Source organism: uncultured Campylobacter sp. (assembly GCF_938041645.1).
Classification (GTDB): Bacteria; Campylobacterota; Campylobacteria; order Campylobacterales; family Campylobacteraceae; genus Campylobacter_B.
The window spans coordinates 1-24,663 of the sequence record NZ_CALIST010000041.1; the positions used below are offsets into that span (position 1 = coordinate 1).

The 24,663-nt window shown below is 47.7% G+C and carries 24 protein-coding genes and 1 pseudogene; 17 read left to right on the top strand and 8 right to left on the bottom strand.

The annotated features are described in order from the left end of the window. Positions 1 to 187 precede the first annotated feature (187 nt). From Q0600_RS06365 to Q0600_RS06395, 7 genes are all read left to right on the top strand, one after another. The gene (locus tag Q0600_RS06365) at positions 188 to 1,048 is read left to right on the top strand and encodes a type 1 glutamine amidotransferase domain-containing protein (protein WP_298758248.1); all 861 of its coding nucleotides are present in this window, start codon (positions 188 to 190) and stop codon (positions 1,046 to 1,048) included. Next, positions 1,018 to 2,700, top strand: a complete 1,683-nt coding sequence (locus Q0600_RS06370; RefSeq protein ID WP_298758255.1) for a thiamine pyrophosphate-binding protein — start codon at positions 1,018 to 1,020, stop codon at positions 2,698 to 2,700. The genes Q0600_RS06365 and Q0600_RS06370 overlap by 31 nt, the downstream gene beginning before the upstream one ends. 7 nt (positions 2,701 to 2,707) lie before the next feature. Then, positions 2,708 to 3,274 (top strand): DJ-1/PfpI family protein, encoded by a 567-nt coding sequence (locus tag Q0600_RS06375; RefSeq protein WP_298758258.1) that lies wholly within the window; start codon positions 2,708 to 2,710, stop codon positions 3,272 to 3,274. A gap of 12 nt (positions 3,275 to 3,286) precedes the next feature. After that, on the top strand, positions 3,287 to 3,982 hold the full coding sequence (locus Q0600_RS06380; RefSeq protein WP_298758261.1) for an EthD domain-containing protein: 696 nt from the start codon (positions 3,287 to 3,289) through the stop codon (positions 3,980 to 3,982). After that, complete coding sequence (locus tag Q0600_RS06385; protein WP_298758263.1) at positions 3,979 to 4,728, top strand: SDR family NAD(P)-dependent oxidoreductase; 750 nt, start codon at positions 3,979 to 3,981, stop codon at positions 4,726 to 4,728. Before Q0600_RS06380 ends, Q0600_RS06385 begins: the two co-directional genes overlap by 4 nt. Positions 4,729 to 4,744: 16 nt before the next feature. Further along, positions 4,745 to 6,439, top strand: coding sequence for a Na+/H+ antiporter NhaC family protein (locus Q0600_RS06390; RefSeq protein ID WP_298758266.1), 1,695 nt, complete (start codon positions 4,745 to 4,747; stop codon positions 6,437 to 6,439). A 267-nt stretch (positions 6,440 to 6,706) separates the two neighbouring features. Continuing rightward, the gene (locus Q0600_RS06395) at positions 6,707 to 7,087 is read left to right on the top strand and encodes a CrcB family protein (RefSeq protein WP_298758268.1); all 381 of its coding nucleotides are present in this window, start codon (positions 6,707 to 6,709) and stop codon (positions 7,085 to 7,087) included. A gap of 514 nt (positions 7,088 to 7,601) precedes the next feature. Here Q0600_RS06395 and Q0600_RS06400 read toward each other — a convergent pair. The 5 genes from Q0600_RS06400 to Q0600_RS06420 form a co-directional block, all read right to left on the bottom strand. After that, a complete protein-coding gene (locus tag Q0600_RS06400; RefSeq protein ID WP_298758270.1) occupies positions 7,602 to 8,759 on the bottom strand; it encodes a hypothetical protein in 1,158 nt (385 codons plus the stop codon). A 68-nt stretch (positions 8,760 to 8,827) separates the two neighbouring features. Beyond that, the gene (locus Q0600_RS06405; RefSeq protein WP_298758273.1) at positions 8,828 to 9,817 is read right to left on the bottom strand and encodes a hypothetical protein; all 990 of its coding nucleotides are present in this window, start codon (positions 9,815 to 9,817) and stop codon (positions 8,828 to 8,830) included. A gap of 76 nt (positions 9,818 to 9,893) precedes the next feature. Further along, positions 9,894 to 10,487 carry a hypothetical protein gene (locus Q0600_RS06410; protein WP_297917711.1) on the bottom strand — a complete coding sequence of 198 codons (594 nt, stop codon included), beginning with the start codon at positions 10,485 to 10,487 and terminating at the stop codon, positions 9,894 to 9,896. 273 nt (positions 10,488 to 10,760) lie between these two features. After that, positions 10,761 to 10,973 (bottom strand): 30S ribosomal protein S21, encoded by a 213-nt coding sequence (gene rpsU / locus Q0600_RS06415; protein ID WP_005869392.1) that lies wholly within the window; start codon positions 10,971 to 10,973, stop codon positions 10,761 to 10,763. Between the two features lie 51 nt (positions 10,974 to 11,024). Next, entirely contained in the window at positions 11,025 to 11,657 is a 633-nt protein-coding gene (locus Q0600_RS06420; protein WP_297945361.1) for a hypothetical protein, read from the bottom strand. Positions 11,658 to 11,828: 171 nt separating this feature from the next. Between Q0600_RS06420 and Q0600_RS06425 the strand changes: the two are divergent. Continuing rightward, positions 11,829 to 14,141 (top strand): annotated as a pseudogene (locus Q0600_RS06425) (ribonucleoside triphosphate reductase). Between the two features lie 17 nt (positions 14,142 to 14,158). Continuing rightward, a complete protein-coding gene (locus Q0600_RS06430; protein WP_298758275.1) occupies positions 14,159 to 14,881 on the top strand; it encodes an anaerobic ribonucleoside-triphosphate reductase activating protein in 723 nt (240 codons plus the stop codon). Here the strand turns inward: Q0600_RS06430 and Q0600_RS06435 are convergent. Next, complete coding sequence (locus Q0600_RS06435; RefSeq protein WP_298758278.1) at positions 14,852 to 15,082, bottom strand: hypothetical protein; 231 nt, start codon at positions 15,080 to 15,082, stop codon at positions 14,852 to 14,854. The genes Q0600_RS06430 and Q0600_RS06435 overlap by 30 nt on opposite strands. Positions 15,083 to 15,330: 248 nt before the next feature. Between Q0600_RS06435 and Q0600_RS06440 the strand changes: the two genes are divergently transcribed. The 4 genes from Q0600_RS06440 to Q0600_RS06455 all read left to right on the top strand — a co-directional run bounded on the left by Q0600_RS06440 (position 15,331) and on the right by Q0600_RS06455 (position 19,804). Continuing rightward, positions 15,331 to 16,353, top strand: coding sequence for a ribonucleotide-diphosphate reductase subunit beta (locus Q0600_RS06440; protein ID WP_177387058.1), 1,023 nt, complete (start codon positions 15,331 to 15,333; stop codon positions 16,351 to 16,353). 279 nt (positions 16,354 to 16,632) lie between these two features. Beyond that, positions 16,633 to 17,268: a protein-L-isoaspartate(D-aspartate) O-methyltransferase gene (locus Q0600_RS06445; RefSeq protein WP_298758281.1), complete on the top strand. Its 636-nt coding sequence runs from the start codon at positions 16,633 to 16,635 to the stop codon at positions 17,266 to 17,268. A 154-nt stretch (positions 17,269 to 17,422) separates the two neighbouring features. Then, entirely contained in the window at positions 17,423 to 19,225 is a 1,803-nt protein-coding gene (locus Q0600_RS06450) for a hypothetical protein (protein WP_298758284.1), read from the top strand. 66 nt (positions 19,226 to 19,291) lie between these two features. Beyond that, a complete protein-coding gene (locus Q0600_RS06455; protein WP_298758287.1) occupies positions 19,292 to 19,804 on the top strand; it encodes a hypothetical protein in 513 nt (170 codons plus the stop codon). Between the two features lie 52 nt (positions 19,805 to 19,856). Here Q0600_RS06455 and Q0600_RS06460 read toward each other — a convergent pair whose 3' ends face one another. Further along, positions 19,857 to 20,366: a molybdenum cofactor biosynthesis protein MoaE gene (locus tag Q0600_RS06460; RefSeq protein ID WP_298758290.1), complete on the bottom strand. Its 510-nt coding sequence runs from the start codon at positions 20,364 to 20,366 to the stop codon at positions 19,857 to 19,859. A gap of 15 nt (positions 20,367 to 20,381) precedes the next feature. Beyond that, a complete protein-coding gene (locus Q0600_RS06465) occupies positions 20,382 to 20,603 on the bottom strand; it encodes a MoaD/ThiS family protein (protein WP_298758293.1) in 222 nt (73 codons plus the stop codon). A gap of 87 nt (positions 20,604 to 20,690) precedes the next feature. Here Q0600_RS06465 and nspC point away from each other — a divergent pair, with 87 nt between their 5' ends. The 4 genes from nspC (at position 20,691) to selD (ending at position 24,600) form a co-directional block, all read left to right on the top strand. Next, positions 20,691 to 21,845: a carboxynorspermidine decarboxylase gene (nspC, locus tag Q0600_RS06470; protein WP_298758296.1), complete on the top strand. Its 1,155-nt coding sequence runs from the start codon at positions 20,691 to 20,693 to the stop codon at positions 21,843 to 21,845. A gap of 95 nt (positions 21,846 to 21,940) precedes the next feature. After that, a complete protein-coding gene (locus tag Q0600_RS06475) occupies positions 21,941 to 22,900 on the top strand; it encodes a formate dehydrogenase subunit gamma (protein ID WP_298758299.1) in 960 nt (319 codons plus the stop codon). 84 nt (positions 22,901 to 22,984) lie between these two features. After that, positions 22,985 to 23,581 (top strand): sulfurtransferase-like selenium metabolism protein YedF, encoded by a 597-nt coding sequence (yedF, locus tag Q0600_RS06480; RefSeq protein WP_298758302.1) that lies wholly within the window; start codon positions 22,985 to 22,987, stop codon positions 23,579 to 23,581. Beyond that, positions 23,581 to 24,600 (top strand): selenide, water dikinase SelD, encoded by a 1,020-nt coding sequence (gene selD, locus Q0600_RS06485; RefSeq protein WP_298758305.1) that lies wholly within the window; start codon positions 23,581 to 23,583, stop codon positions 24,598 to 24,600. Before yedF ends, selD begins: the two co-directional genes overlap by 1 nt. Positions 24,601 to 24,663: the final 63 nt, after the last annotated feature.

The window sequence follows — 24,663 nt, forward strand, 5'->3', positions numbered from 1 at the left end:
GTCATCGCCAACATCAAGACCTGGAGAGTCCTGCACACCGGCTACAGAAGACCACCGGAAACCTTCCCGGAAACCATCACCGCAGTCCTCGGACTCATATTCACCTACACCCTATGAATAAGCCTCAAAGTCTGACATTACGTAAGTATTTTATCCGCTATCTATGAACATATCTAAAACGTAAGGGATGGAAGCAGTGTCGGCTACAAATAAGATTTTGGTAATCTTGAGCGAATTTGGTTATTGGGGCGAAGAGCTAATTGGCCCTATGGAGGTATTGGAAGGAGCGGGATACGATCTCGATTATGCTACGCCTCACGGAAGGAAGCCTCCGGCAATCACAGTGAGCATGGACCCTGGATATATTGATCCGCCTCTTGGACGACCTGTTACGAGCTCGATTATGGCCGAAAAAGTCCGTAGTATCGATTCTGGAGGCGTGCTGGACGAGCCGATTAATATTGAGGAGTTGCTGCCTGAGCGCCCATATCGGAGTGAAAGTAACTGGCTCCGTGCTTATGAGCAATATACAAGTGAGGTGGATGAGACTGTCAAGCGGCTCACTCACGAGTATGATGCCTTGCTATTGGTTGGCGGGTCTGGTCCAATAATTGATGTAGTAAACAACTACAGGATTCATGAAATTATCCTAGGATTTGTATCGGCCAATGTTCCGGTTGCTGCAGAATGCTACGGCGTCGCCGCGCTTGCTTTTGCTCGTGATCCGCTCGAGCGTCGGAGTATTATTGAGGGAAAACATGTCACCGGGCACTGCATCGAGTATGACTACCAGGACGGTACCGGATTTATGGGTACCGACTTCGTAATGGGGCCACCACCATATCCGTTGGAGTATATTCTTCGCGATGCGACTGGACCAAACGGTGGCTACCATGGGAGATTCGGGCACGTTACATCAGTAATCGTCGATTATCCATTCATTACCGGTCGATCGACACCCGATTCATACTTAACAGGCCAAAAATTGGTCGAGGTACTCCGAACGGGCTTGAGGCAATGGGGATTCATGGGAGTGCAGTCGGCATGAGACGCGGATGCGATGCGCTGGTCGAGCAGCTACAGAGCGATGGTGTAAAATATATTTTTGGCAATCCTGGTACTGTTGAACAAGGGTGGATTGACACCATTGACCGTTGCCCAGATATCGAGTACATACTTACGCTCCAAGAAGCGAGCGCAGTTGGTATTGCCGATGGATACGCCAGAAAATCCGGACACCTTGGTGTCGTTCAACTCCATTCTGGAGTTGGATTGGGTAATGGTATCGGGATGCTTTATCAGGCTTTGCGTGGGCACACTCCTATGTTAATTTTGGTGGGTGATGCAGGTCTTCAGTATGACAATCTTCAAGCACAGATGGCAGTTGATCTCGTAGCAATGGCAGCGCCTGTTACTAAATGGGCAACCCGCGTTACGCATCCGGATTCTGTACTTCGTACAGTTCGACGGGCTATCAAGACAGCATTCGCACATCCACGGGGACCAGTCCTGGTGAATTTTCCCGCGGACGTCATGGATGCGACTAATCGAGAAGTCGTTGTACCTAGCGTAGTTCCTGACCAAAACGGTATGCCCGACGCTGATGTTATCCATTATGCATCGGCTTTATTAAAGCACTCGTGGTCGCCGGCGATCATCGCTGGTGACGGAGTGTCGACGGCCTCAGCCCAAGTTGAGTTATCGGAGATTGCAAATGTGTTAGGGGCGCCAGTATGGGGATGCAACTGGTCTGCCCCCAACCTCCCTGCAAATGATCCGCACTATCGCGGCGATCTCGGGCACATGTTCGGTAGCACAAGTCAGAAATTACTTGAGGGCAGTGATACGTTGTTGGTCGTAGGCACGTATTTGTTCCCAGAAGTGTATCCAGACACTAGTCCAGAATGCCTGTCTGATGTAAATAGGATCATTCATATTGATTGGGATATAGACCAGATCGGAAAAAATTTTCCTGTTGACATTGGAATTCAATGTAGCCCCAAGGCTGGCCTACGAGCCTTACTACACGAGTTAGGGGAGCCTACCGGCAAGTGGAAACAGCGAAACGATGAAGTAATCGCGGTTAACTCGGATCTCAGAGAACAACGAAAGGTAGAGTATTCTTCGTCGGAAAGGAGTAGATACCTGACTCAGTTTGGTCAAACTGTCGCTCAAATCGCGCCTCCAGACACTGTCTACTTTGACGAAGCGTTAACGTCGTCTGCTCCGCTCTTTGAAGTGCTGCCAACGTCACCAGGGAGATGGCTGCAAACAAGAGGCGGCTCCTTGGGTGTTGGTGTCCCCTCCGGAGTTGGCATGAAACTTGCTGTCGGTTCTAGTCCCGTAGTTGTTATCACGGGGGATGGCGGCTTTATGTACACGCTACAGGCTCTATGGACCGCTTCACATCTGGATATCTCCTTGGTAGTCGTCGTATGCAATAATGGAGCGTACGAGCTACTAAAAGATAATTTCGAACAGTATCGAATGACGCAGGCGTTGGATATATCGTCAAATGTCCCATCCTCCTTTGGATTGACTGAGCCATCTGTAGATTATGTGATGGCTTGCAGATCGATGGGAGGAGACGGTGAAGTTGTCACAGATCCGGCGCAATTTCGCGGCAGTATTAAACGCGCCTTCGAAGCAAAAGTACCGTATTTGATCGATCTAGTAATCCCGAATTTAGAAAGGCGTTGAATATATCATGAAAGTGGCCGTACTTCTTGAGAGTGATTTTTACGAACCGGAGTTGTTCTATTATGAGAGGCGATTCGAAGAAGAAAATATTGAGCTTGATTTCGTAACTAGGCTATGGGGGAATTCAGAACTGTCGTTCCGAGGGCATGAATATGGTCTTGAACGACGTTGCAGCAAATCATTCGAAGACTTGAGTGATGACGATATACGCGATTATAGTGCAATTATAGTTCCGTCTGGAATGGTTGCGGATAGACTACGTTATACTGAGGACCCAAAAATTGCTCCGCCAGCGACTCGATTCCTTGCTCGCGCCTTCTCGTACCCGAGCGTACTAAAAGGCATCATTTGTCATGGAGCATTGCTTATGACTCCAATGCCCTGGGTTCTTCGCGGCAGAAAAATGACGGCACATAATAACCTTTTAGGCGATCTGAGAAACATGGGAGCTGTATATGTAGACGAGGATGTGGTAGTCGATCGGAATCTTATTAGTGGGAGATCCGGTGCTCAGTGCCAGAAGTTCGCGCACACTATTATCGAACATTTGCAGTCCAACACAAGAAATCACTAGGAGAGTTCTATCATGATTCATCAGTTCATTTTTGCAGCGCCAAGGCCCGGACTTACTGAAAAGCAGTTTCAGGAATATTGGCTCAACGTCCATGCCGTGAATTTTGCCTCAAAGATTCCTCAGATCAAAAAATACCAGATAGGCCGAAGGCTGCCGAAGTTAGATCAGTCGGAGTCTCCTTTGTGGAACGGAGTGGCTGAAATTTGGCTTCGTAACGACGAGGACCAAATTGCCTCCCTGCAAACGGAAGAGTTCATCAAGGGCGCTCGTGCTGATGAACCAAACTGGGCGGCATTTTGGCGTTCGTTGGTTCTGGACACTGAGGATAGCGAACGGTTTCAATACTGTGAAGAACCAGAGACTGGTGTTGTAAAGTTGCTTGTTCTCGGCAAGCGATTGTCGGGGATGTCTTTGAATGAATTTCGGGAAGAGTCTCGCATAAGGGCGTCTGAAGCTGCTGGACAGCTGTTCGGCCTCGTTAGTTATGCTCACTACTTCACGCGAGATGCGGTTTACAGCGTTGGCGAAGCTCCTCTCGATGTTGTACATGCGCTTAGATTCCGGTCTCCGAATGTGGCGCATGATGCGCTCAGTAGCGGCAGAGTCAATGAATTTATTGCAGCCTTGCATCCGATCTGTGAGGAGAGGTATAATCATAGGATCGTGGTCGATGAAAATTGGGTGATTGGTCCCGAGGAGAGAGAATGACGATAAGGAAGGCACTCGTTACCGGAGGTAATCGTGGTATTGGCAGAGAGGTGTGTCGCCAGTTTTCTGCGCAAGGATTCCAGGTGTATCTCGGCTGTCGTGATTTAGAATCGGGGAACGAAGCCGCACGTGAGATTCAGAGCAATGGAGAAATCGTTCCGGTTAAACTGGATGTGAGAAATCCTGACGACATTTCTTCGGTTGGAAGCGCGGTAGGATCGCAGTTGGACGTGCTCGTAAATAACGCAGGGCTCGCGCTCGGGCTTGAGGGGATCGCGCAGACGCCCGTAGAGGATTTGGAGACGATGGTCGATACGAATATCAAGGGCGTGCTGTATTCGACCAAGGCCGTGCTACCGCTGATGATCGCGCGCAAAAGCGGCTATATCTTCAATCTCGGCTCGACTGCGGGCGCGTGGCCCTATCCTGGTAGCCACGTTTACGGCGCGAGCAAGGCGTTTATCAAGCAGTTTAGCCGCAATATCCGCAACGACCTGCGCGGCACGGGCATCCGCGTGACGGAGATCGCGCCGGGAATCTGTAAGAGCGAGTTTAGCCAGGTGCGCTTTAAAGGCGACGTAGCGCGCGCTGCGGCCGTGTATGAGGGGGTCGATGCGATCCTGCCCGAGGATATCGCGCAGATCGTGCTAAGCTGCCTAGCGATGCCGCACCGAGTAAATATCAACATCGTAGAGGCGATGGCGACGCAGCAGAGCTGGGCTGGGCTTTTTATCGAGAAGCATTAAATTTTAAGGCGAGAAAATGAAAAAAATTATATTACTAATGTTTTTATCGGTTGCCGCGTTTGCGGTGGATGACGCGACCAGGCAGCATAATGCCGAGCTTTTCGGCATCTGGACGCTGGTGCCGCCCGTCGTGGCGATCGCGCTTGCCTTTATCACAAAAGAGGTGATCCTGTCGCTTTTCATCGGCGTTTTTAGCGGCACCTATATGCTTGCAGTCGTCGGCAACAATCCGATCTCCGCGCTTGTGGGCAGCTTTACGGATCTGGTCTCGCGCGTGGTGGGCTCGATGGCTAGCAAAGGCAACGCGGGCGTGCTTTTGCAGGTACTTTGTATCGGCGGCGTGGTCGCTCTGATTAGCAGGACGGGCGGCACGAAGGCCGTAGCGCTTTGGATTAGCAAGCGCGCTAAAACGGGTATCTCAGCGCAAATTTCGACATGGGTTATGGGTCTTTTCGTATTTTTCGACGACTACGCAAATGCTCTGATCGTAGGCCCCGTCATGAGGCCGATCACCGATAAATTTAGAGTCAGCCGCGAAAAGCTCGCCTTTATCATCGACGCCACCGCCGCACCGATTGCGGGTATCGCGCTAATTTCTACCTGGGTAGGGCTCGAAGTCTCTCTGATAAGAGCGGGATATGATCAGATCGGCGTGCAAAACGTAAATGCCTTCTCGATCTTCGTACAAACCATGCCGTATCGCTTCTACAATCTTTTCATGCTCGCTTTCGTAGTTTACGTAGCGTTCATGCGTAGAGATTTCGGGCCGATGCTCTCTGCCGAAAGGCGCGCGGCGACGGGCGAAATCCACTCTAAAAATTCTAACATCGCCGAGCTAGAAGATAAAACGCTAGAGCCCAAAGAGGGGATCAAGCCGCAGGCTTCAAACGCCGTTATCCCGCTTATAGTGCTAATCTGCGGTGCGTTTGCGAGCTTTTATTTTAGCGGGTTAAGCAAGCTTGAGGGCGATGCCCTCGCGGCCGCAAAAGCCGCTCCGCTAAGCTTTACGACGCTTCAGGCAACGTTTGGCAACGCAAACTCGTCGGTCGCGCTTTTTCAAGCGGCGCTTCTTGCTACGGTCGTGTCTATATTTATGAGCGTTTACCGCAAAATTTTTAACATCAGAGAGGCGATCTCTACGTGGATCAAGGGGTGGAAGACGATGATCGTTACGATCGTGATCCTGCTGCTTGCCTGGTCGCTCAGCTCCGTCATTAAGGAGCTCGGCACGTCGCGCTATCTAGTCGATATGCTAAGTCAAAATACGCCGAAATTTTTGCTTCCGGTAGCGATTTTTGTGCTGGGCTCGTTCATTAGCTTTTCGACGGGCACTAGCTATGGCACGATGGGAATTTTAATGCCGCTTGCCATACCTTTGGCAAACGCCGTGGGACTTCACTACGGGCTTTCGGGCGATGCGCTTCACGCCTATATGATCGTAAATATCTCGGGCGTGCTAACCGGCGCGATTTTCGGCGATCACTGCTCGCCGATTTCGGACACCACGATCCTTTCGTCGATGGGCGCGGGCTGCGATCATATCGAACACGTAAAGACGCAGATGCCTTACGCTCTATCCGTCGGCGCGGTCGCCGTAGTAGCGGGCTATCTTCCCGTAGCGCTAGGACTTAGCGTCTGGATCGCGCTGCCGATGGGGCTTGCCGTTACGTGGGCTCTTGTGCGATTTGCAGGTAAAAAGATAGAGGAGTAGCTCCCGCAAATTTTAAATTTGCTTTTAAATTTTAAATTCCGCAGCGATGCGGAATTCTACTGGGCGAAATTCTAATCTGCCTTGCGGAATTTTACTCTGTAAAATTCCGTCGCGCTAGTAAAATTTTAAAACGAAATTTCAAAAAGCGCGAGCAAATTTTAAAAGCTGAATTTTAACGTGCCGCGTTAAAATAGCGAAGTCGCACATCTTTCGTCCTATGGAGGCTAGATAGCGAAATAAAATTTACAAATTTTAAAAGGACTTGGATTGACGAACTTGATTTTAGCTGGGCTAGGCGGCTGTGTAGGCGCGATGGCGCGAGTAGGCTTAAGCGGAGCGATCGCGCGCGCAATGGACCGCGCCGGATTTTGGAGCGCGTTTCCGATCGCTACTTTTTGCGTGAATGCACTGGGAAGCTTGCTGATAGGGTTTTTACTCGCACTAAATTTAACGCAGAGCCTGCGGGTATTTTTTGTAGCAGGCGCACTGGGCGGCTTTACGACATTTTCTACGTTCAGCTACGATACGCTGCAATTATTGCTGGCGCGAGAATTTGCTATAGGCATGCTAAACGCGGTCTTAAGCGTATGCGTTTGTATGCTGTTTTGCTACGCTGGGCTGCTCGCGGGCAGAGCGCTCGCAGGCTAGCTGTGGAGCACGTGAGCTTTAAATTTAAATCGCCTCTATGTTTGCGCTTTTAAATCAAAATTTATTGAAAGTGCCTGCGCTACGGAATTTTATCGCGCGCATGTGCTGCAAAATCTGCGAGCGATGGGCACAATACGATATGTCGTGCAGTTTTGCGAAAGGGCGCGCAGTAGCTTCGGCAAAGTTCAATAGCCATCAAGACGAGCAAATCGTAAGACGAGCGGAAAGTAAAGCGAGCGAGAGGAATTGTGGCTAAATAATTGTGCTAGGCGTCTGGCGAGTGGGCAAAAAAATCCAGATAAATTTGAAATTTGCGTGCATTCTCTGCGTATCTTGTTCGCCGCAGCTTTGTGAAATTTCGCTATCTTGCGCCTAGTTATCGCGACGCCCTAAAAATTTCGCTGTCTTGGCGCGGATAAAATAAACCTAAGCCGTGCGATAAATTTTAAAAGCTAAATTAAAGCACGCCGAAATCACGATCTTATATGCCAAATCCTGCAGCGCTATCTTAGATTTATCGCAAGCGACTGCGAGCCCTCTTAATTTCGTTTCTGCAGATTTCATTGACCTGCTCGCCCTCGCTATTTCGCAAGATAACCTCGTAGTCCGTGATCTCGCGACCTTTGTTATACCCCTCGATATATCTGAATCTTGATAAAACTATTTTAAAGGATTCCACATCGTCTAAAGTATACTTATCGCCGAGCTTGACGTAGTTAAAATTCCTACTAGTAAGCGTATGAAAATTATTAAATTTTTGCTTTAAATTTAGCGTATAAATTTTCGTGGATGCAGCGCCGTTATCGCAGCTATTGATTTTGCTCTCATCAAAGGCAAGCGCGAGGCAAATTTCATCTCCGCAGATTACCTTTATGTCTTTAGCGCGACTGTTTATACGGATGGTCTGTCGCCAGCCCTCGCCCTCTATCTCAAAGACATTGCGAGCGAGCTTTTTAGCTATTTCATCTCCGACATAGCCTTTGGCTTCTGGTTTATCAGCCCAACCAAGCGCAGAGTAGTTCGGTTTTTGCGGAAAATCCGCAAGCGGAGTTTGAAGCTCGCTTATAGCGTTTAAATTTTCCTCGGTGCCTTGCGGAGCTGCAAAGGAGGTACCTCTCATAGAGTGTAGATTAAAGAAACCGATAAATTTCCTCACGACCTTATACGCCGTTTGAGAAAATATCTTGGCTTCGTTTTCAAAAAGCGAAATATCGTAGATGCCGTAGCTATAATATCCAAGCTCTCTACTCACCCACTTTTCGTCCGGCGAACGATCAATCTCGTCGTATCCATAGTAGCGCTCTGGCATATCTTTTTGTAGCAAAAAGTCGTCGCTGTCATTATCTTTGTATCTAAGCCAAACTCCGAATTCGTCCTTGATATATAGGTAATCAAACTCCGCTCCCTTTGCAAAATCGCCTTTGCCTAGCCAAAACACAGGCCTTTTGTCTAAGGACGGCAGAGCGGCGACTGGAGGCAAATTTTGTAGCTCTTTTTCAAATTTTTCATCGATATAATCGCAAGCGCTAGTGGGCATACTAGGATCGCAACCCTCGGGCGTATCGGATGAAAAAAGCAAATTTAAAATCACAAATATATACAGCACAAAAAGCACGCATGCAACGCTCACGACCAAGGCGGTAATTTTTAAAATTTTTATAAAAGTTTTCATGTCCAAATTTTACCTCGTTGCACCTAAAAAGCGTAAAATTTTGCTTTAAATTTGAAATCCTCCGCGTATTATCTGTACGCTTCGCCTATTGCTTCGCTAAGGCTTTTTAGTAGTTTGTCCGCGGCTTCTGCTTTGTTGCGCGTGCCGCGATTTTTACCGTTTGAAGCGCCGGGTTCCGTTCCGCTGGCGCAGTCTTGCACGAAATACCACCAAAAGTACCCGCCCACGTAGTTTTGCACATAGCGCGGCATCGTATAATACCGCCTCATCATCGCCTTTTTGCTCGCTTGCGTAGCATCCGCCGCCGTGTTTCCGCACTCGCCGATGCCGAGCTTCGAAGCGGGAAAGGCGCTTTGCAGATCTGTAAAAATTTCGCTCCAATCAGGCGCAAAGCCCTCGTTGTCGTCCTCGTAGTAGCTTACGAAAAGATAATCCAGCCCATCTTTCATATCCTGCGGCACGAATTTTCGCAGCCACTCGCGCATCTCCGTATCTTGCGCCCCCGGCGGCGTATAATACGCAGTAAGCGCCGTCTTAGCGCCTTTTTTGTGGATAAGCTTGAAGGCCGCGATCATCTTGGCGGCGATGAAATTCGCATCGTTCCCGAGCCAGCCCTCGCCGTTTATTTCGTTGCCGATCTCCCAGATCGCGACGTAAGGCGCAAGCGCAGCATAGGCGTCCGTGAACCTCTTTTCGTAGCTTTTCACGCTTTTGTACGAGCTCATCTCGTAGGAGTCCACGGGGCAGGCCATCACGTACGAAACCTCGCTAAGCCGCCTAAAAAGAGGCTCATACTCGCGCGGAGCGATCTCTTTTGACATCACGACGCGCACGGTGGGCTTTGCGGGTAGGGCTTGCAGGGCGCGCACGATGCTTTGCAGCTTCGCGTCCGAGGCGTCTTGCGCGTCCTCGTACCAGCCGTCGTCGATCGTAACGCCCCAGATGAAGTCAGATTTAAAATTTTGTTTTGAAATTTTATTTGGATTTTCGCCGTAAAGTACGCCGCAAAACAGCGCCCCGCAAAACAGCGCGAGAAATATGTGTTTGAAATAGACCACGGCTTGCTCCTTGATTTGAAATTTTAAAAATTTAGCTCTCTGCCGATTTTTTATCAGCCGATCAAGCAATCAAAATTTATCTCTTGCCTCTAAGATCATAAGAATAATACGAACGAGAAAAACCCTCTACGCTGAATATAGCAAAAGCGTTAAGCGCAAGAGCCGCTAAGCTGAGCAGCACCGTAGCAGGCAGCGAAAAACGCGCCAAAAACGCATTTGCAATAGCTGCAAGTACAAGCGCGATAAAGCAATATGAAAATATCGCAACTCCGCTAGTATCGGCAAGCTCCTGATAAAATCTATAAAAAAACAGAAACGATGCGATGAATCCCAATGCAAGTAGTATTTGAGCGATGATGCCGCCCGCTAAAAATATAAATAGCAATACGCCTATAAATATTGCTACAAAGGCGATGGCTGCGTTACGCAAAAGGCTGCGGCTTGCGGTAAGCTTAGAGATATTATAAATGCTAAAGATAAAAAGCACGAATGCCGCTGCGCTTAGTAGCACTCCCAATCCGCCGTAAATTCCTAATAGCAATAGCACCAGTTCGGCTATAGCTTTTAAGGCGCAGGCCGCGATGAAGGTGTATTTGATGAGCGCTACCTCTTTTTCTTGAGGGTTTGAAGGCTGCTGATCTTGAGTGTGGAGGTAGTCGTTTAAGTCCATGGTTGCTCCTTTAAAATTTAGCAAAAGTATATCTAAAAAACGAATAGGTAAAAATAAATTTCAAAATTTAGCGGCTTGCGGGCGGATATGTCGTATAAAGCAGGCGCCGTATAAAGGCGGGTAAATTTAATTAGGTAAATTTTAAAATTTTAAAGTGGAATTTCGGCGCTGTCGGGGCGGGTAAAATTTTAAGCGGGCTGTAAATTTAAAAAGATGTGAGATAAAATTTCGCGCAGATCTGCAAATTTAAAATCCGCAAATCCGCGCAAACTGCTACAAGCGTGACTCGTAGCGACGTAGCGTGTAAAGACGTTTAAGCATCTTTTTGCGAGCTGAAATTTTTTGCTTTTTGCGGACTTCCGTCATCGGCTCAAAAAATCGTCTCGCGCGAACCTCGGTAACGACTAGGTTACGATCGGTCTGCTTCTTAAAGCGTCTGTAAGCTTCGTCAAATGATTCGTTCGGATATACCTTTACTCCAGGCACTTTCCTCACCGCCTTTCAAAAAAATGAATCGTGAGTTTAGCGAAAAATTCCTTAAATTTGCTTTTGAAGCGCTTTTTTATATTTCCACACGCTTTTGTTGTTGCGAGTATCTATCATCGAAAGCTCTAAAAGTAGGCTTTCGCTTGCTTGCGCGGTAGAATTTTTAGCTGCATAATTTAAATTTTTTGATTTTTTAGATCCTGCCTTACCGTCGTTTGCCACAGCGGGGCTTTGCGGTAAAATTTTACCTACCAAGATGTAATCCGGCGCGTAGATCGAGCCGCTTTCTACGGCGTGATAGCCACGGCTTACACCATCGTTGCTAAATACGAGTTCATCTTTACTTGGGGCGTCTGTGACGACTGCTTTGCCTGAATGCAGCAGTGAAATTCTAATTTTTTTACTCAAAAATTCCGCATCCACGCCGTGCGCGTTCGTTCCATCCAGTGGCTCGATGCCGACGACGCTGAATCTACCGCCTTTCTTACCGACTATGCGCTTCGAGAGTAGATCGGCGATGCTTTCGCCTGCGATGCGCTCCAGATATGCGTTTGGATATCCTGCGTGATCGATGCCTCCTGCAAGTGCCGAATTATCCGTGCTTTTAGAGCCTTTAAGCGCAGCGCAGCCCGCTAAAAAGGCACACAGCAAGATCACGAAAAAACTTATTTTAAAATTTTTCATAGCATTTCCAAATTTTATAAAATAAACTCCGCGATTATAGCGAGATTTGGTTAAATTTCGTTTTTTATAAGCAAAATTTGTAACGGATATTCCGCTCGTTCCTTTAATTTTGAGTTAAAGATTCCTTGATATACTTTCTGCCAATTTATTCAGAAAATTCTCGGGGTGCTTATGAAAAAAATCATTAAAAGAGACGGAAGTTTTCAAGAATTTCAATCCTACAAAATAAAAGATGCTATCAAAAAAGCCTACAAAAGCGTCGGTACCGAGTTTGACGAAAAAGTCTTCGATAACGTAATGGGCGCGATTGTTTTCAAGGATAAATTAAGCGTCGAAGATATTCAGGATCTCATTGAGAAAAAGCTCTTCGAAGCGGGCGATTTCGCCGTTTTGAAAAGCTTCATGATCTACCGCCACACGCACAAGATGCAGCGCGAGCACATTTTGGGGCTTGAAGAGGATACGACCTATATCAACTGCACTCAGACGGTCAATGAATACATCAGCAAGCAGGATTGGCGAATTTTAGCAAATTCCAATACCAGCTACTCAAACGCAGGCCTGATCAACAACACCGCCGGCAAGGTCATCGCAAACTACTGGCTCGATAAAATTTACTCTCGCGAGGAGGGCGCGGCTCACCGAAACGGCGACTATCACATCCACGATCTGGACTGCCTTACGGCGTATTGCGCGGGCTGGAGCTTGCGCGTGCTTCTAAACGAGGGCTTTAACGGCGTGCGCGGCAGAGTCGAGAGCAAGGCGCCGAAGCATTTCCGCGAAGCGCTGTATCAAATGGCAAATTTCCTTGGAATTTTACAAAGCGAATGGGCGGGCGCGCAGGCGTTTAGCAGCTTTGACACGTATTTGGCGCCATACGTTTTCCGCGATAAATTAAGCGACGATGAGGTCAAAAAGGCGATCACGAGCTTCGTGTTTAACCTAAACGTTCCGGCGCGCTGGGGCCAGAGCCCATTTACCAACGTCACCATCGATATGACCTGCCCAGATGATCTAAAAACGCAGATCCCTACGCATAACAACGAGCATCTATTTAAAAATTTACACGACGAGGAGCTTTTGGCGGAGGCTAAAAGGCGCGGTAAGGACTCGCTCGAGGCTTTGACTTACGGCGATTTCGAGCCTGAGATGAACCGCATCGTGATCGCGTTTTACGAGGTTTTAACGACGGGCGATAAGTGCGGTCAGCCGTTTACCTTCCCGATTCCTACGGTAAATTTAACGGAGGAGTTTGATTGGGATACTCCTGCGGCCGACGCCGTATTTGAAAACACCGCCAAGGTAGGCTCGAGCTATTTTCAAAATTTTATCGGCTCGCAATATATCACGAACGAGAAGGGCGAGCGCGTACCCAATCCAAAGGCGTATAAGCCTGGCGCCGTACGCTCGATGTGCTGCCGCTTGCAGCTCGATCTGCGCGAGCTTCTAAAGCGCGGCGGAGGACTTTTCGGAAGCGCGGAGATGACGGGAAGCATCGGCGTCGTAACGATAAATTTAGCCCGCCTAGGCTATCTGTATAAAAATAACGAAGAGGCGCTGTATGCGAGGCTGGATGAACTTTTAGAGCTTGCTAAATCAACGCTTGAAAAGAAGCGAAAATTCGTTACCGAGATGTTCGAGCGCGGCTTGTATCCATATACGAAGCGCTATCTGCCGGGCTTTAATAACCATTTCAGCACCATCGGTATCAACGGTGCAAATGAGATGATACGAAATTTCAGCGGCAATAAAGAGGATATTACGACGGAATTCGGGCGTAAATTTGCCCTTAAAATGGTTGAGTATCTGCGCGAGAAGATCCGCTCGTTTCAGGAGCGCACGGGCAATCTATACAATCTCGAAGCCACGCCTGCCGAGGGCACGACGTATCGCTTCGCCAAAGAGGATAAGAAGCGCTACTCAGATATCATCCAAGCAGGATTTGATAAAAACATATATTACACCAACTCTACGCAGCTTCCGGCAAATTTCGGAAGCGATCCGTTCGAGGCGCTGGCGATGCAAGATGAGCTGCAAAGCTCCTATACCGGCGGCACGGTGCTACATCTGTATATGAAGGAGCGCATCAGCTCAGCTCAGGCGTGCAAACAGCTCGTAAAAAGCGTAGTGCAAAACTACAAGCTTCCTTATATCACGATCACGCCGATTTTTAGCGTCTGTCATAAGCACGGCTACATCAGCGGCGAGCATGAATACTGCCCGAAATGCGACGAGGAGCTACTCGCGGAATACAAAGCCAAGCAGAGCAAGGGCGCCTAAATAGCGATTTAAATTTTAATCTTAATGAAAGGATGGAGAATGGAATTTCCAAAAGAGTTAGAAGCAAAACGCACAAAATGCGTCGTTTACACAAGAGTAATGGGCTATTTACGCCCAGTAGAGAGCTTTAATATCGGAAAGAAGGGCGAACACAAAGAGCGCGTCTTTTTTGAAGAGAAAAAAGACAAAAAGCAGATCGCCTAGTCGCCGCTACCGGCCAAATGCAACAAACGCATACGAAGCCGCCGCAAGCCTTAAACCTGCATAATGCGCAGATTTACGAGATCACGCCGTTTACGATGCTTGATTTTCCTGATCACATCGCCGCGATCGCGTGGTTTTGCGGCTGCAATATGCGCTGCAGTTACTGTTACAACCCACAAATCGTTACTTCACGGGGTAAAATTTCAAACGAAGAGTTTCTGCGCTTTTTGGATGCGCGCGCGGGTAAGCTTCAGGGCATCGTGTTTAGCGGCGGCGAATGCACCTGTGCGAGCGATTTTATCCCCCTGGCGCACGAAGTTAAGCGGCGCGGCTTTTTGCTCAAGGTTGATACCAACGGCTCAAATCCGCAAAAGATCGAAGAGGCGCTAAGCCTAGGGCTGATCGATTATGTCGCGCTTGATTTTAAGGCGCCGCGGCAGGATTTTGAGCTCATCACGAAGTCAAGTTTATACGATAAATTTTTGCAAACTCTTAGGCTTTTGCTGCGGCGAAATTTTAAATTTGAGGTGCGCACGACCGTGCACGCCGATTTTTTAAACGAAGCGAAGGTCGAGCAGATGGCGCAAATTTTATGGAGCGAGGGCTACCGCGGCGTCTATTATCTGCAAAACTTCCTGCCTACCGGCGATAATTTCGGCAATTTAAGCGCGCCGCTTGCGAGCTTTAATCCGAGTAAAATTCGTACCGAGCTAAAGATAGAGCTTCGAAATTTTGATTAAATTTACGCCGCCACGAGTGTCTTGCCGCGATGAGCGCGATGAAATTTTATCTAGCGCGCATTGTCCGGCGTATATTGTGCCTCGATAAAATTCCGCCTCGCCGTTTGCCGCAATGGTGCTTACTGCAGGCATTGGCGAAAAGTAAATAGATGGAATCGCACCGCATGCCTTTAAAATTTCATCATAAAATTCCTCCATCATAAAATTTTACCCCAAAGTTTTGCCATAAAATTTCATTTCAAAGCTCCAAGTATACAGCCGGTATAAAATTTAGCTTTTGCTCGCTTAGTCGCAAAATTCCGCTATGTGCTCCTGCCGAGCTGTGCGCGTCTTATAAAATTCCGCGCAAATTTTACGGGTGAAATTTCACGCCTTTAAATTTTGCCCGCAAAGCCTTCGATAAGATTTTTTTCGTTACAATACGCCCTAAATTTTTAAAAAGGCAAAAAATGGATAGAAAAAAAATCTACAACCCCTTTTCCGACGAGACGCTTACCGATCGCAAGGTCTTCGGCGGCAATCCGCAGGGCATTTTAAATTTTACCAAGGCGAAATATCAATGGGCGCTGAAGCTTTGGGATCTGATGGAGGCCAACACCTGGTTTCCTAAAGAGGTCGATACCACGGACGACGTGCGCGATTATAACTTCAATCTCACAAGCGCCGAGAAGCGGATGTACGATCTCGTGTGGAGCCAGCTGATATCTATGGATAGCTTTCAGACCAACAATCTTGCCGATAATATCAACCCCTACATCACGGCTCCGGAGATCAACGCCGTGCTTGCGCGCCAAGCCTACGAGGAGGCCAACCACAGCAAATCCTACGCCGTCATGGTCGAGGCGATCTGTGAAAACACCGATCTGATTTACGAGATGGAGAAGCACGACGATATGCTCCGCAGGAAAAACGACTATATCTCAAGCGTCTATGAGGAGCTTGCGGGCGAGGTTAGCGATGATAAGCTGCTGCTAGCGATGGTGGCAAATCAAATTTTAGAGGGGATCTACTTCTACAGCGGCTTTACGTCGATCTATGCGCTTGCTCGTGCGGGCAAGATGCTGGGCAGTGCGCAGATGATCCGCTTCATACAGCGCGACGAGATCACGCATCTGCTGCTATTTCAAAACATGATAAATTCCGTCCGCAAGGAGCGCGCCGATCTGTTTAATAAGCGCAACGTGGATAAAATTTACGAGATGTTCGAGACGGCGGGAAACTTAGAGATCGATTGGGGCAAATACATCACGGATAATCAAATCATGGGCTTTACGGACGACATTATCGAAGAATACATCCACTACCTGGTCGATCAGCGCCTGCTTGCCATTGGACTTGAGAAGCGATACGGTGCTAAACACCCGATAAAATGGGTAGATGATTTTTCTAAATTTAACGATCAAAAGAGCAACTTTTTCGAGAGCAAGGTCACGAACTACAGCAAAGGAAGCTTGAGTTTCGATGATTTTTAGCGGATTTTGCGATTTTAAATTTTGCTTTGCCGCATCGCGGTACGGATACTTTGCAGAAACTTGTCCTGCGCGGTACGGACGTGCGATGAGCGCAGAAAGCGTATTACCTGCAAAATTTTTAAAATTTAGCCGCGCTATGTATTTAAACGCAGCTCATGCTCTTTTGGCGCGGAATGGGCGCTTTGGCGGCATTTTTAAAAGCTCTATCGGTTTGGAATTTAAACATAGCAAAAGCTTTTGCGGCTTTAAATTTAGAGCCGGTTCGAGCGGGAGCGCGTCATGGTCCCGCTAGAGCGGCTGCGCTGCGAAAAGATGGCGAACGACATCGTCGAGCAGGTTAGCTTAAATCCCGCGCTTTTTGAGGCGTTTTGCAGTGTCGCTAGAAGCGAGTTTGCTCCGCTGGGCGCGCACGCTTTCAGCCTCAACGCACAGCCCATTTTGGCAAGCCAGTGGATCAGCTCGCCGCTAACGGTCGCGCGTATGACGATGGCGCTAAACGTGGATCCGAAGGTCGAGAAAATTTTAGAGATCGGCTGCGGTAGCGGCTATCAAGCGGCGATTTTAAGCAGGATGGTTCACCGCGTCTTTGCCGTCGAGCGCGTCGAGCGGCTGGTGGGCGAGGCGAAAAGGCACTTCGCAAATCTTGGGATTTTAAACATCAGCCTGCGCCACGATGACGGCAACGCGGGATGGAAAAATTTCGCCCCTTTTGATAGGATATTGCTCTCTGCGTGCGCCGAGCGGATCGATGAGCGGCTGTTTGCGCAGCTGGCAATCGGCGGAATTTTGGTCGCTCCGATGAATAGAGGCGGCTCGCAAAAGATCGTTAGATTTAGTAAAATTTCGCCGTCCGAGATCAAAGAAGAGGAACTCGGCGCTTGCGAATTCGTCCCGTTGGTGCAGGGTCGCGGATAGATCTAGCGCGCAGTAAATTTTAAAATTTCCTACCGCCGCGGGCGTGTAAATTTAATAGAATTTGCTTTCGCGCTCCGCCGCGAAATCAGAGTTTTATTAATTATTTATTTAAATTCAAGTACAATACGCAATTTTAATCTTTCAAGGATGAGTCATGCAAGATTTTAGCAAGGAAAAGATAGAGTCGCTGGTCGCCAGCTGGAAAAATCACAACAAAAACCAATTCTGGCTTAAAAAACAAACCGCGATTTCAAAGTATTTAGGCGAGATAAAGCGCTGCCTCGCAAGCTTTGATGAGACCGAGAACGAGTTTTTGCAAACTTTATATATAAATCTCAGCGACGGCAATCTTAGAAGCTGCAAAATTTTATCTCTGGGCGAGAAGTTCGCGCACGCCGAGTATTTCTTTATGGATCAGTTTTTTGATTCCAATATTAGCGCGTTTTATTATGATTTCGCTTTCAAAGACCGTATCGTCGGCAAAAAGGAGTTGTTTCCTAAAAATGCCGTAAAAAGCGTAGATAGCGTGCTTAGCGGCGAGGATAAAAACATCGTCTCGCTTTATGTTTTCATCGAAAATATCGTCAAAAATTTCAATAGCTATTCGCAGGAGCGCACCGCTCGCGATATTTTCAAACAAAAGCTAGTCAATTTTTACGACGAGCTTTACAGACTTCTTACGGCGGTGGATAGCGCTTTGGCGATCGATTTTTTCGACGTCGCGCTGCATAATCAGCCCTTCGTGCTGATGGAATTTTTAAAATCCGCGATAAATGCCGATAATTTCTATCTGATCGACAGCTACCTAAGCGACGACGGGATGTTAAATTTGGGGCTTGCCGAAGGCGGCGATTTTGCGCAAATTTCGCGCAAGAAGCTCTATCTGCTAGCCAGCATATTTGCGCAGTGCAACGATGAGTTTCCGACGCTCGTTTATCGCGATGAAACCGCGCAAATTTTATCCTTGCTCTACGACGAAAAGGTTGAAATTTTTGAAGAATTTTACGAAGTAAGCTCGCGATTTATCGCGGAATTTACCCCGTATCCGCAGGACGTCGTGGGCGCGGCTAGGATCGTGTATTCGTCGCTGTTTTTCGAATACGTCAAAAACTACAAAAGCGAAGAGGTCGCGAAAAATACGATATTTTACGGCGCGATCGGTACCGGCAAGACCCGCAGATTGCGATCTTTGATCACCGAAAAGAAGCTTGCGGCGAAAAATTTTCGCTACGTTTGCCTGCACGAAGGCTTTGAATACCGCGATTTCATCGACGGATTTTACGGCGAAAGCTTCATTAGCGGCGAGTTTAAGGCGCTGTGCAAAGAGGCGCTAAACGATCCGAAGGGCGAGTATTATTTTTTGATCGACAATGCAAGTGCTGCGAGCTTGGATAAAATTTTTGGCGAGGCTGCGGTGCTTTTGGATCGTCGCTACGACGAGGAAGACGAGCTTTCGCTGATCCGCACTAAAAACTCCCATGTAATCGACGGCTTTGAAGAGGGCGAGAAAGCGCGCGCAAGCGTCGTTTTAAAGGACGGCCGCTCATATTTTGCGGTGCCTAAAAATTTATACGTCCTATGCACTCTAAGTGAGCATAAATGCGTTTCGCCGTCGATTGCAAAGGCGTTTAGATGGATCAGATGCGAGTGCGATTACGGCGCGCTTGAGGATTATTTAAGAGATCGCGAAATCGTAAATGCAAGCGCGGTCGTTGCGGTTTGCAAGGCGCTGAATAAATTTATCGCCGATGAGGCAAAGGACTTGGGTGCGATCGGACACGGCGTATTTATGGGGCTCGCGCGCTATCAAAGTGGCGCGCAGATCATGCAAGAGGGGCTAAACGGCTTCTTTGCCGAGGTGCTTGAACCGATCTTTAGGTGCGCAGCAAGTGGCGAAGATACCGCTACGAACCTTGGCGAGCGCATCGCTGAAGCCAAGAACGTGTTTAAATTTTAATATTTTCGTTTGAGTAGATTTTTAAGTAAATTTTGCAATAACGGAATTTTATATGGAGTAAAAACAATGGCTGATAATGTTGTAAATAATCATAAATATGATGCAGAATATATTAGCTATATTAGAAATGGTAATTCCGCTGCAGTTCTTATTACTAGAGATTTGGTGAAAAGCGTAAACACAATTGGTAAGTGGATTGATATCATTGAGAGCAATATTCGCGGCAGAATCGACGGAAGAATCAATTTTAACTATTTCATTGTTGAAATTTTTCCTAGAAAAACTAAGCCGGATTATTCCAAGGCAGCGTCAGAGTATGATAAAAAATATATTACCTGGCAAACGGCTTGCAAAGATATAAAAAATGCGAGAAACGTCGGTTGCAAAGGCCCCCGATATAAGATATGGTGTAGCTTGTATAATGACAGGAAGAAAAGGTTAGTACGGAAGTATTATAATAAAAAGTTCGGTAGGTGGATGCCAGATGGGTGGCTACCTACCGATTCATGTGTTTTAAAAGATAAAATAGAATTTATTGATAACTGGAAATATAAGATCAAATCCATAATAGAATTATAAAACGACTTAAACGCAAATTCACTGGTTTTGAATTAAGACTCGAATAATAAATTTAGCCCAAAAGCCCCGCGCCTCTTACCCTCTGCGAGCGATCCGCCGCGTAGAACCTCTTCCCGCCTACTACTTTGCCGCCTTCGATTTTACCGCCCTTTACGTCATATTTCCAGATCGGCGCGGCCGCCTTGAAATCCTCCACAAACTCGTTTATGAGCGCCAGAGCGACCTTGCGCTGCGGGCTTACGACGCCTGCGACGTAGGAGCTTTCGTGGATCGGCACATCGCCTTTTGAATGTGCAAAAAGCACGAATGCGCCCTGTGCCGCGGCCTTTTGCTGCCACGCTTCAAACCACGTCCGCAAAATCGGCTCGTAGATATCGAAGCTCAATGCGCAGATGCCGCCCTCTTCGCGCACGATGCCCACGAAGGTGATAAACGCGCCGCAATTTGCGTCTTTAAATTTAGCATACCAGCGCGATAAAATCGCATCTACATCCAAGCTGCCCTCATAAATTTCAGGCTCGATCCCGCTTAAAAGTTCTGGATTAAATTTAGCTTCGCTCATCGCCGCCTCCTAAGCTTAACCGCCACAAACGGGAGGCAGAAGGCTCACGCGATCGCCGGATTTAAGTGCAAAATTCGCATCATAAATCATCTTATCGTTTACCGCTACGGCGCAGTTTGCAAGCCACTCGCGCAGACTTTCGTCCTTTTGCAACTCCGCTTTTACCTCTTGCAAAGAGTTTGCGTTTAGGCGCAGGGGCTCGCGCCCGATCGGCCCCAAAAATTCTATCTCTACCATTTTTGTCCTTTTTTAAAGATTGGGCGATTTTAACCAAAAATTTATAAAATTTTATATAATTGCGTAAAAATTTAATGAGGGAAAACGATGAAAATCGATCAAATTTCGACCCCCGCTTACGTGTGCGAGGAGCAAAAACTGGTAAAAAATTTAGAAATTTTACGCGGCGTAGGCGAGCGAAGCGGAGCAAAAATTTTATGTGCACTAAAAGGCTTTGCGTTTAGCTTCGCAATGCCTTACGTAGACAAATACCTCTGGGGCGCTACTTGCAGCGGTCTGCACGAGGCGAAATTCGCCGCGGAATTTATCAAAAACGGCGAAATTCACACATACTCGCCCGCGTTCAAAGAGGATGATTTGGATGAAATTTTAAAAATTTCAAACCATGTCGTGTTCAATAGCGCCGCGCAGTGGCAAAAATACCGCGCAAAGGCGCTCGCTGCGGGTGCGTCGTGTGGACTACGGCTAAATCCGCAGACCTCCTTCGCGCCCAAAGACGCTTACAATCCGTGCGGCAGCTTTAGCAGGCTCGGGATGAGCCTTGAAGCGCTGCAGCGGGCGATCTTGCAAGACGGCGAGTTTTTGCGCGGCATCTCTGGGCTACATTTTCACGCGCTGTGCGAAGAGAGCGCTCAGAGCTTAGAACGGGTGCTCGAGGTTTTCGAGGCGAAATTCGGCAAATATTTTAGAACCCTAAAGTGGCTAAATTTCGGAGGTGGTCATCATATCACGCGCGCAGGTTACGACGTGGAGCTACTGATAGATCTGATCAAAAAATTTCGCGAAAAATACGAAGTCGAAATTTATCTCGAGCCCGGCGAGGCGGTCGGTTGGGAGTGCGGGTATTTGGTCGCTAGCGTCCTTGACATAGTAGAAAACGACGCTAAAATCGCTATCTTAGACGCTTCCGCTGAAGCTCATATGCCAGATACCGTTCTGATGCCGTATCGTCCTGCGGTGCGCGGCGAGAGTAAGAGCGGTAAATTTAGCTATCGTTTCGGCGGAAACACCTGCCTCGCAGGCGACGTCGTGGGGCTTGAGAGCGGACAGCCCGAGTATAAATTTGACGCGCCGCTAAACATCGGCGATCGGGTGATTTTCGAGGATCAGATCCACTACACGATCGTGAAAAACACGACCTTTAACGGCATCAAGCTGCCCGATCTCGTCTTAGCGGACGAGCGCGGAGAGGTTTTGGCAATCAAAAAATTCGGCTACGACGAGTATGCGCGGCGAAACTAGCGCCGCACTTAATGCAAAAATGTAATTTTGCTTTGTAAGAAAATTTTTTGCAAAAAATGATATAATCGGCTTGAATTTTATATCTAAGGAAATCCATGAAAAGATTGTTTCTCGCGCTTTTTGCCTGTATTTATGCGCAGGCCGAAGAGAAAAAATATGCCGATATCGTGCAGGGAAATAGTGATGTTTGGGGCAATGCAAGGCTTGAAAACATCGATAGCTACGGCAATGGCTTCGGTCCGATTTTTCTGCAATTTCAAGGACATCTGCAAAGCTCGGGCTTTTTTGCTTGGTTGGCGCTGGGTGCGGTTTTGGGCGTAATCATAGCTTTTATTGGGCACTACGCGATCATAGGACCGAAGCACTTCGATCATCATGCGGGCAAGCCGATCTATGCGTTTAATAAATTTGAGCGACTATACCATCTTGTAGCGGCCGTTGCATGGGCGATCTTGGTTCCGACAGGCTTGATTATGATGTTTGGCGAAGAATTCGGCGGCGGCGCTTTCGTGAGATTTTGTAAAAACGCTCACGGACTGGCTACGATAGCGTTTGTAATCTCCGTCGTGCCGATGTTCTTGCTGTGGTTTTGGCGTATGCTACCGCGAGCTTACGATATCAAATGGATGATGATCGTGGGCGGCTATTTAAGCAAAAAGAAGCGCGCGATCCCTGCGGGTAAATTTAACGCAGGCCAAAAGGCGTGGTTTTGGGTCGCGACTTTAGGCGGTATAGTGATGATAGCGACGGGTGCGTCAATGTTTTTCCTAGACTACGATATCCCTGCGATGAGAAGTGCGCTAGGTATGAGTCAGATCGAAATTTTAAGAGCAAGCGCGATTATTCATAATTTTTTGGGCGCGGTCTGCGCGGTATTTTTGCTTGTGCATATCTATATGGCGGTCTTTGCGATCAGCGGTGCCATCCACTCGATGATCGACGGATACAAGCCGGAGGAGGAAGTTTATGTACTTCACCACTACTGGTATCGCGAGCTGCTCGATAAAGGGCAGATCGCTAAATCGCAATTTGAAGCGAAGTACCCGCGCTTATAACTTGGGTAAATTTTATGCGGGCCTGCTTGCGTACGGCTCGCATTAGCTTTGAGGTTCAAAGAATTTTATTTTTAAGGATTACATATGCAACTAGATTGTCGCAATTTAAATTGCCCGGAACCGCTTTTACGCGCTAAAAAAGCTCTCGGCGAGCTAAAAATCGGAGAGAATTTAGAAATTTTGGTAAACGACGTAGCGCCGCGCGAAAACATAAAACGTTTTTTGGCTAAAAACGGCTTTGAGGCGCAAATTTCACAAGCGGGCGCCGACACGCTTATAAAAACCGTAAAAACGGACGAGCTGAAAGATGCAAATATCGACGATATTTATTGTGACGTCACGGCGCCAAAAAGAGGCAAGGTGATATTCCTAAGCGAGGAGCAGTGCGGAAGCGGTCCGATCGGAAAGAGCCTGCTTGCTAAATTTTTAGGCGCGGCGCTAAACTTAGACGAAAAGCCCGTAAAGGTCATCTGCGTAAATAACGCCGTGCATATAACCACGAACCGCGGCCACGAATCTTTCGAGGCGATTAAGAAGCTAAACGAAGCGGGAGCTGAAATTTTAAGCTGCGGAAGCTGTCTGGAGAGCTATAAACTAGTCGATAAGCTCTCGATCGGCGAGATTTCAAATGCATACGAAATCATGGACGTCCTATCAAAATACGAAGTAATCAAACTATGATCTACAGAGATTTTAACCTCACGAAATTTATTGCAGCCGCCGGTTGAGCCGCCAAGCTTGACCCGGCGGGTCTAACCGAAAATCTTGGAAATTTAATCGAGCCTAATGCAAGCCTGCTTTCGTCCACCTGCAGCAACGAAGATGCGAGCGTATTTCGCATAAATGACGATCTTGCGCTAGTGCAAACGCTCGATTTCATCACCCCTCTGGTGGATGATCCGTTTATTTTCGGACAGATCGCAGCAGCAAACTCCCTAAGCGACGTATTTGCGATGGGCGGCGAAGTGATAAACGCCCTAAACATCGTGGGTTTTGACGATTGTCATTTCTCAAACGAAATTTTGCGCGAAATTCTGCGCGGCGGTAAAGACAAGATCAAAGAGTGCGGAGGGGTCTTGGTGGGCGGACACACTATCTCTACTCCCGAAATTTATTACGGGCTTAGCGTCACGGGGCGCGTAAATCCGCGTAAATTTTGGAGTAATAATACAGCGCGCGAAGGCGACCTACTGATCCTAACAAAGCCCATAGGCACGGGCATCATCGCTACGGCTATTAAGGCGAAATTTCTTAAATTTGAAGAATTTCGTGACGCGGTAGAGAGCATGATTTTGCTAAATTTTTATGCCGTGGGCGCGCTAGCGGGTTTAAAAATACATGCCGCAACGGACGTGACGGGCTTTGGACTGCTTGGACACGCGCTTGAGATGATAAATGAGAAGGTAAGTTTTAAAATTTATCCTAGCAAAATTCCGCTTTTAAAAAGCGCCCTCAGATGCCTTGATGAGGGTCTGATCCCCGCCGGAAGCTATAAAAATTTAAAATTTATCGTACCGGACATTGATTCCGAACCGGACATAGCGCTTTGCGACGCACAAACCAGCGGCGGACTTCTGCTTGCCGTAGCGGAAAAGGACGCGGCGCGAGCGCTTGTAAATTTAAAAAACGCAGGCTACGCTAGTAGCGCTATCATCGGCGAAGTAGTAGCACGCTCCAAACATAAAATTTATTTAGTTTAAAATCTTTTTTATTCAGCCCCCTTTAAGCATCGCTCTTGTATAATCACAATTCTGTTTCGCACC

What these genes read in the sequence shown, in the direction of transcription:
- Q0600_RS06435 (WP_298758278.1), bottom strand. Translation starts at nt 15,082, where the DNA reads ATGATGGAGGAATTTTATGATGAAATTTTAAAGGCATGCGGTGCGATT.
- nspC (WP_298758296.1), top strand. Translation starts at nt 20,691, where the DNA reads ATGAAAATCGATCAAATTTCGACCCCCGCTTACGTGTGCGAGGAGCAA.
- Q0600_RS06365 (WP_298758248.1), top strand. Translation starts at nt 188, where the DNA reads ATGGAAGCAGTGTCGGCTACAAATAAGATTTTGGTAATCTTGAGCGAA.
- Q0600_RS06380 (WP_298758261.1), top strand. Translation starts at nt 3,287, where the DNA reads ATGATTCATCAGTTCATTTTTGCAGCGCCAAGGCCCGGACTTACTGAA.
- Q0600_RS06445 (WP_298758281.1), top strand. Translation starts at nt 16,633, where the DNA reads ATGGTCCCGCTAGAGCGGCTGCGCTGCGAAAAGATGGCGAACGACATC.
- yedF (WP_298758302.1), top strand. Translation starts at nt 22,985, where the DNA reads ATGCAACTAGATTGTCGCAATTTAAATTGCCCGGAACCGCTTTTACGC.
- Q0600_RS06465 (WP_298758293.1), bottom strand. Translation starts at nt 20,603, where the DNA reads ATGGTAGAGATAGAATTTTTGGGGCCGATCGGGCGCGAGCCCCTGCGC.
- Q0600_RS06400 (WP_298758270.1), bottom strand. Translation starts at nt 8,759, where the DNA reads ATGAAAACTTTTATAAAAATTTTAAAAATTACCGCCTTGGTCGTGAGC.
- Q0600_RS06460 (WP_298758290.1), bottom strand. Translation starts at nt 20,366, where the DNA reads ATGAGCGAAGCTAAATTTAATCCAGAACTTTTAAGCGGGATCGAGCCT.
- Q0600_RS06410 (WP_297917711.1), bottom strand. Translation starts at nt 10,487, where the DNA reads ATGGACTTAAACGACTACCTCCACACTCAAGATCAGCAGCCTTCAAAC.
- Q0600_RS06440 (WP_177387058.1), top strand. Translation starts at nt 15,331, where the DNA reads ATGGATAGAAAAAAAATCTACAACCCCTTTTCCGACGAGACGCTTACC.
- Q0600_RS06455 (WP_298758287.1), top strand. Translation starts at nt 19,292, where the DNA reads ATGGCTGATAATGTTGTAAATAATCATAAATATGATGCAGAATATATT.
- Q0600_RS06385 (WP_298758263.1), top strand. Translation starts at nt 3,979, where the DNA reads ATGACGATAAGGAAGGCACTCGTTACCGGAGGTAATCGTGGTATTGGC.
- Q0600_RS06375 (WP_298758258.1), top strand. Translation starts at nt 2,708, where the DNA reads ATGAAAGTGGCCGTACTTCTTGAGAGTGATTTTTACGAACCGGAGTTG.
- Q0600_RS06450 (WP_298758284.1), top strand. Translation starts at nt 17,423, where the DNA reads ATGCAAGATTTTAGCAAGGAAAAGATAGAGTCGCTGGTCGCCAGCTGG.
- Q0600_RS06370 (WP_298758255.1), top strand. Translation starts at nt 1,018, where the DNA reads ATGGGGATTCATGGGAGTGCAGTCGGCATGAGACGCGGATGCGATGCG.
- Q0600_RS06390 (WP_298758266.1), top strand. Translation starts at nt 4,745, where the DNA reads ATGAAAAAAATTATATTACTAATGTTTTTATCGGTTGCCGCGTTTGCG.
- Q0600_RS06420 (WP_297945361.1), bottom strand. Translation starts at nt 11,657, where the DNA reads ATGAAAAATTTTAAAATAAGTTTTTTCGTGATCTTGCTGTGTGCCTTT.
- Q0600_RS06475 (WP_298758299.1), top strand. Translation starts at nt 21,941, where the DNA reads ATGAAAAGATTGTTTCTCGCGCTTTTTGCCTGTATTTATGCGCAGGCC.
- Q0600_RS06430 (WP_298758275.1), top strand. Translation starts at nt 14,159, where the DNA reads ATGCAACAAACGCATACGAAGCCGCCGCAAGCCTTAAACCTGCATAAT.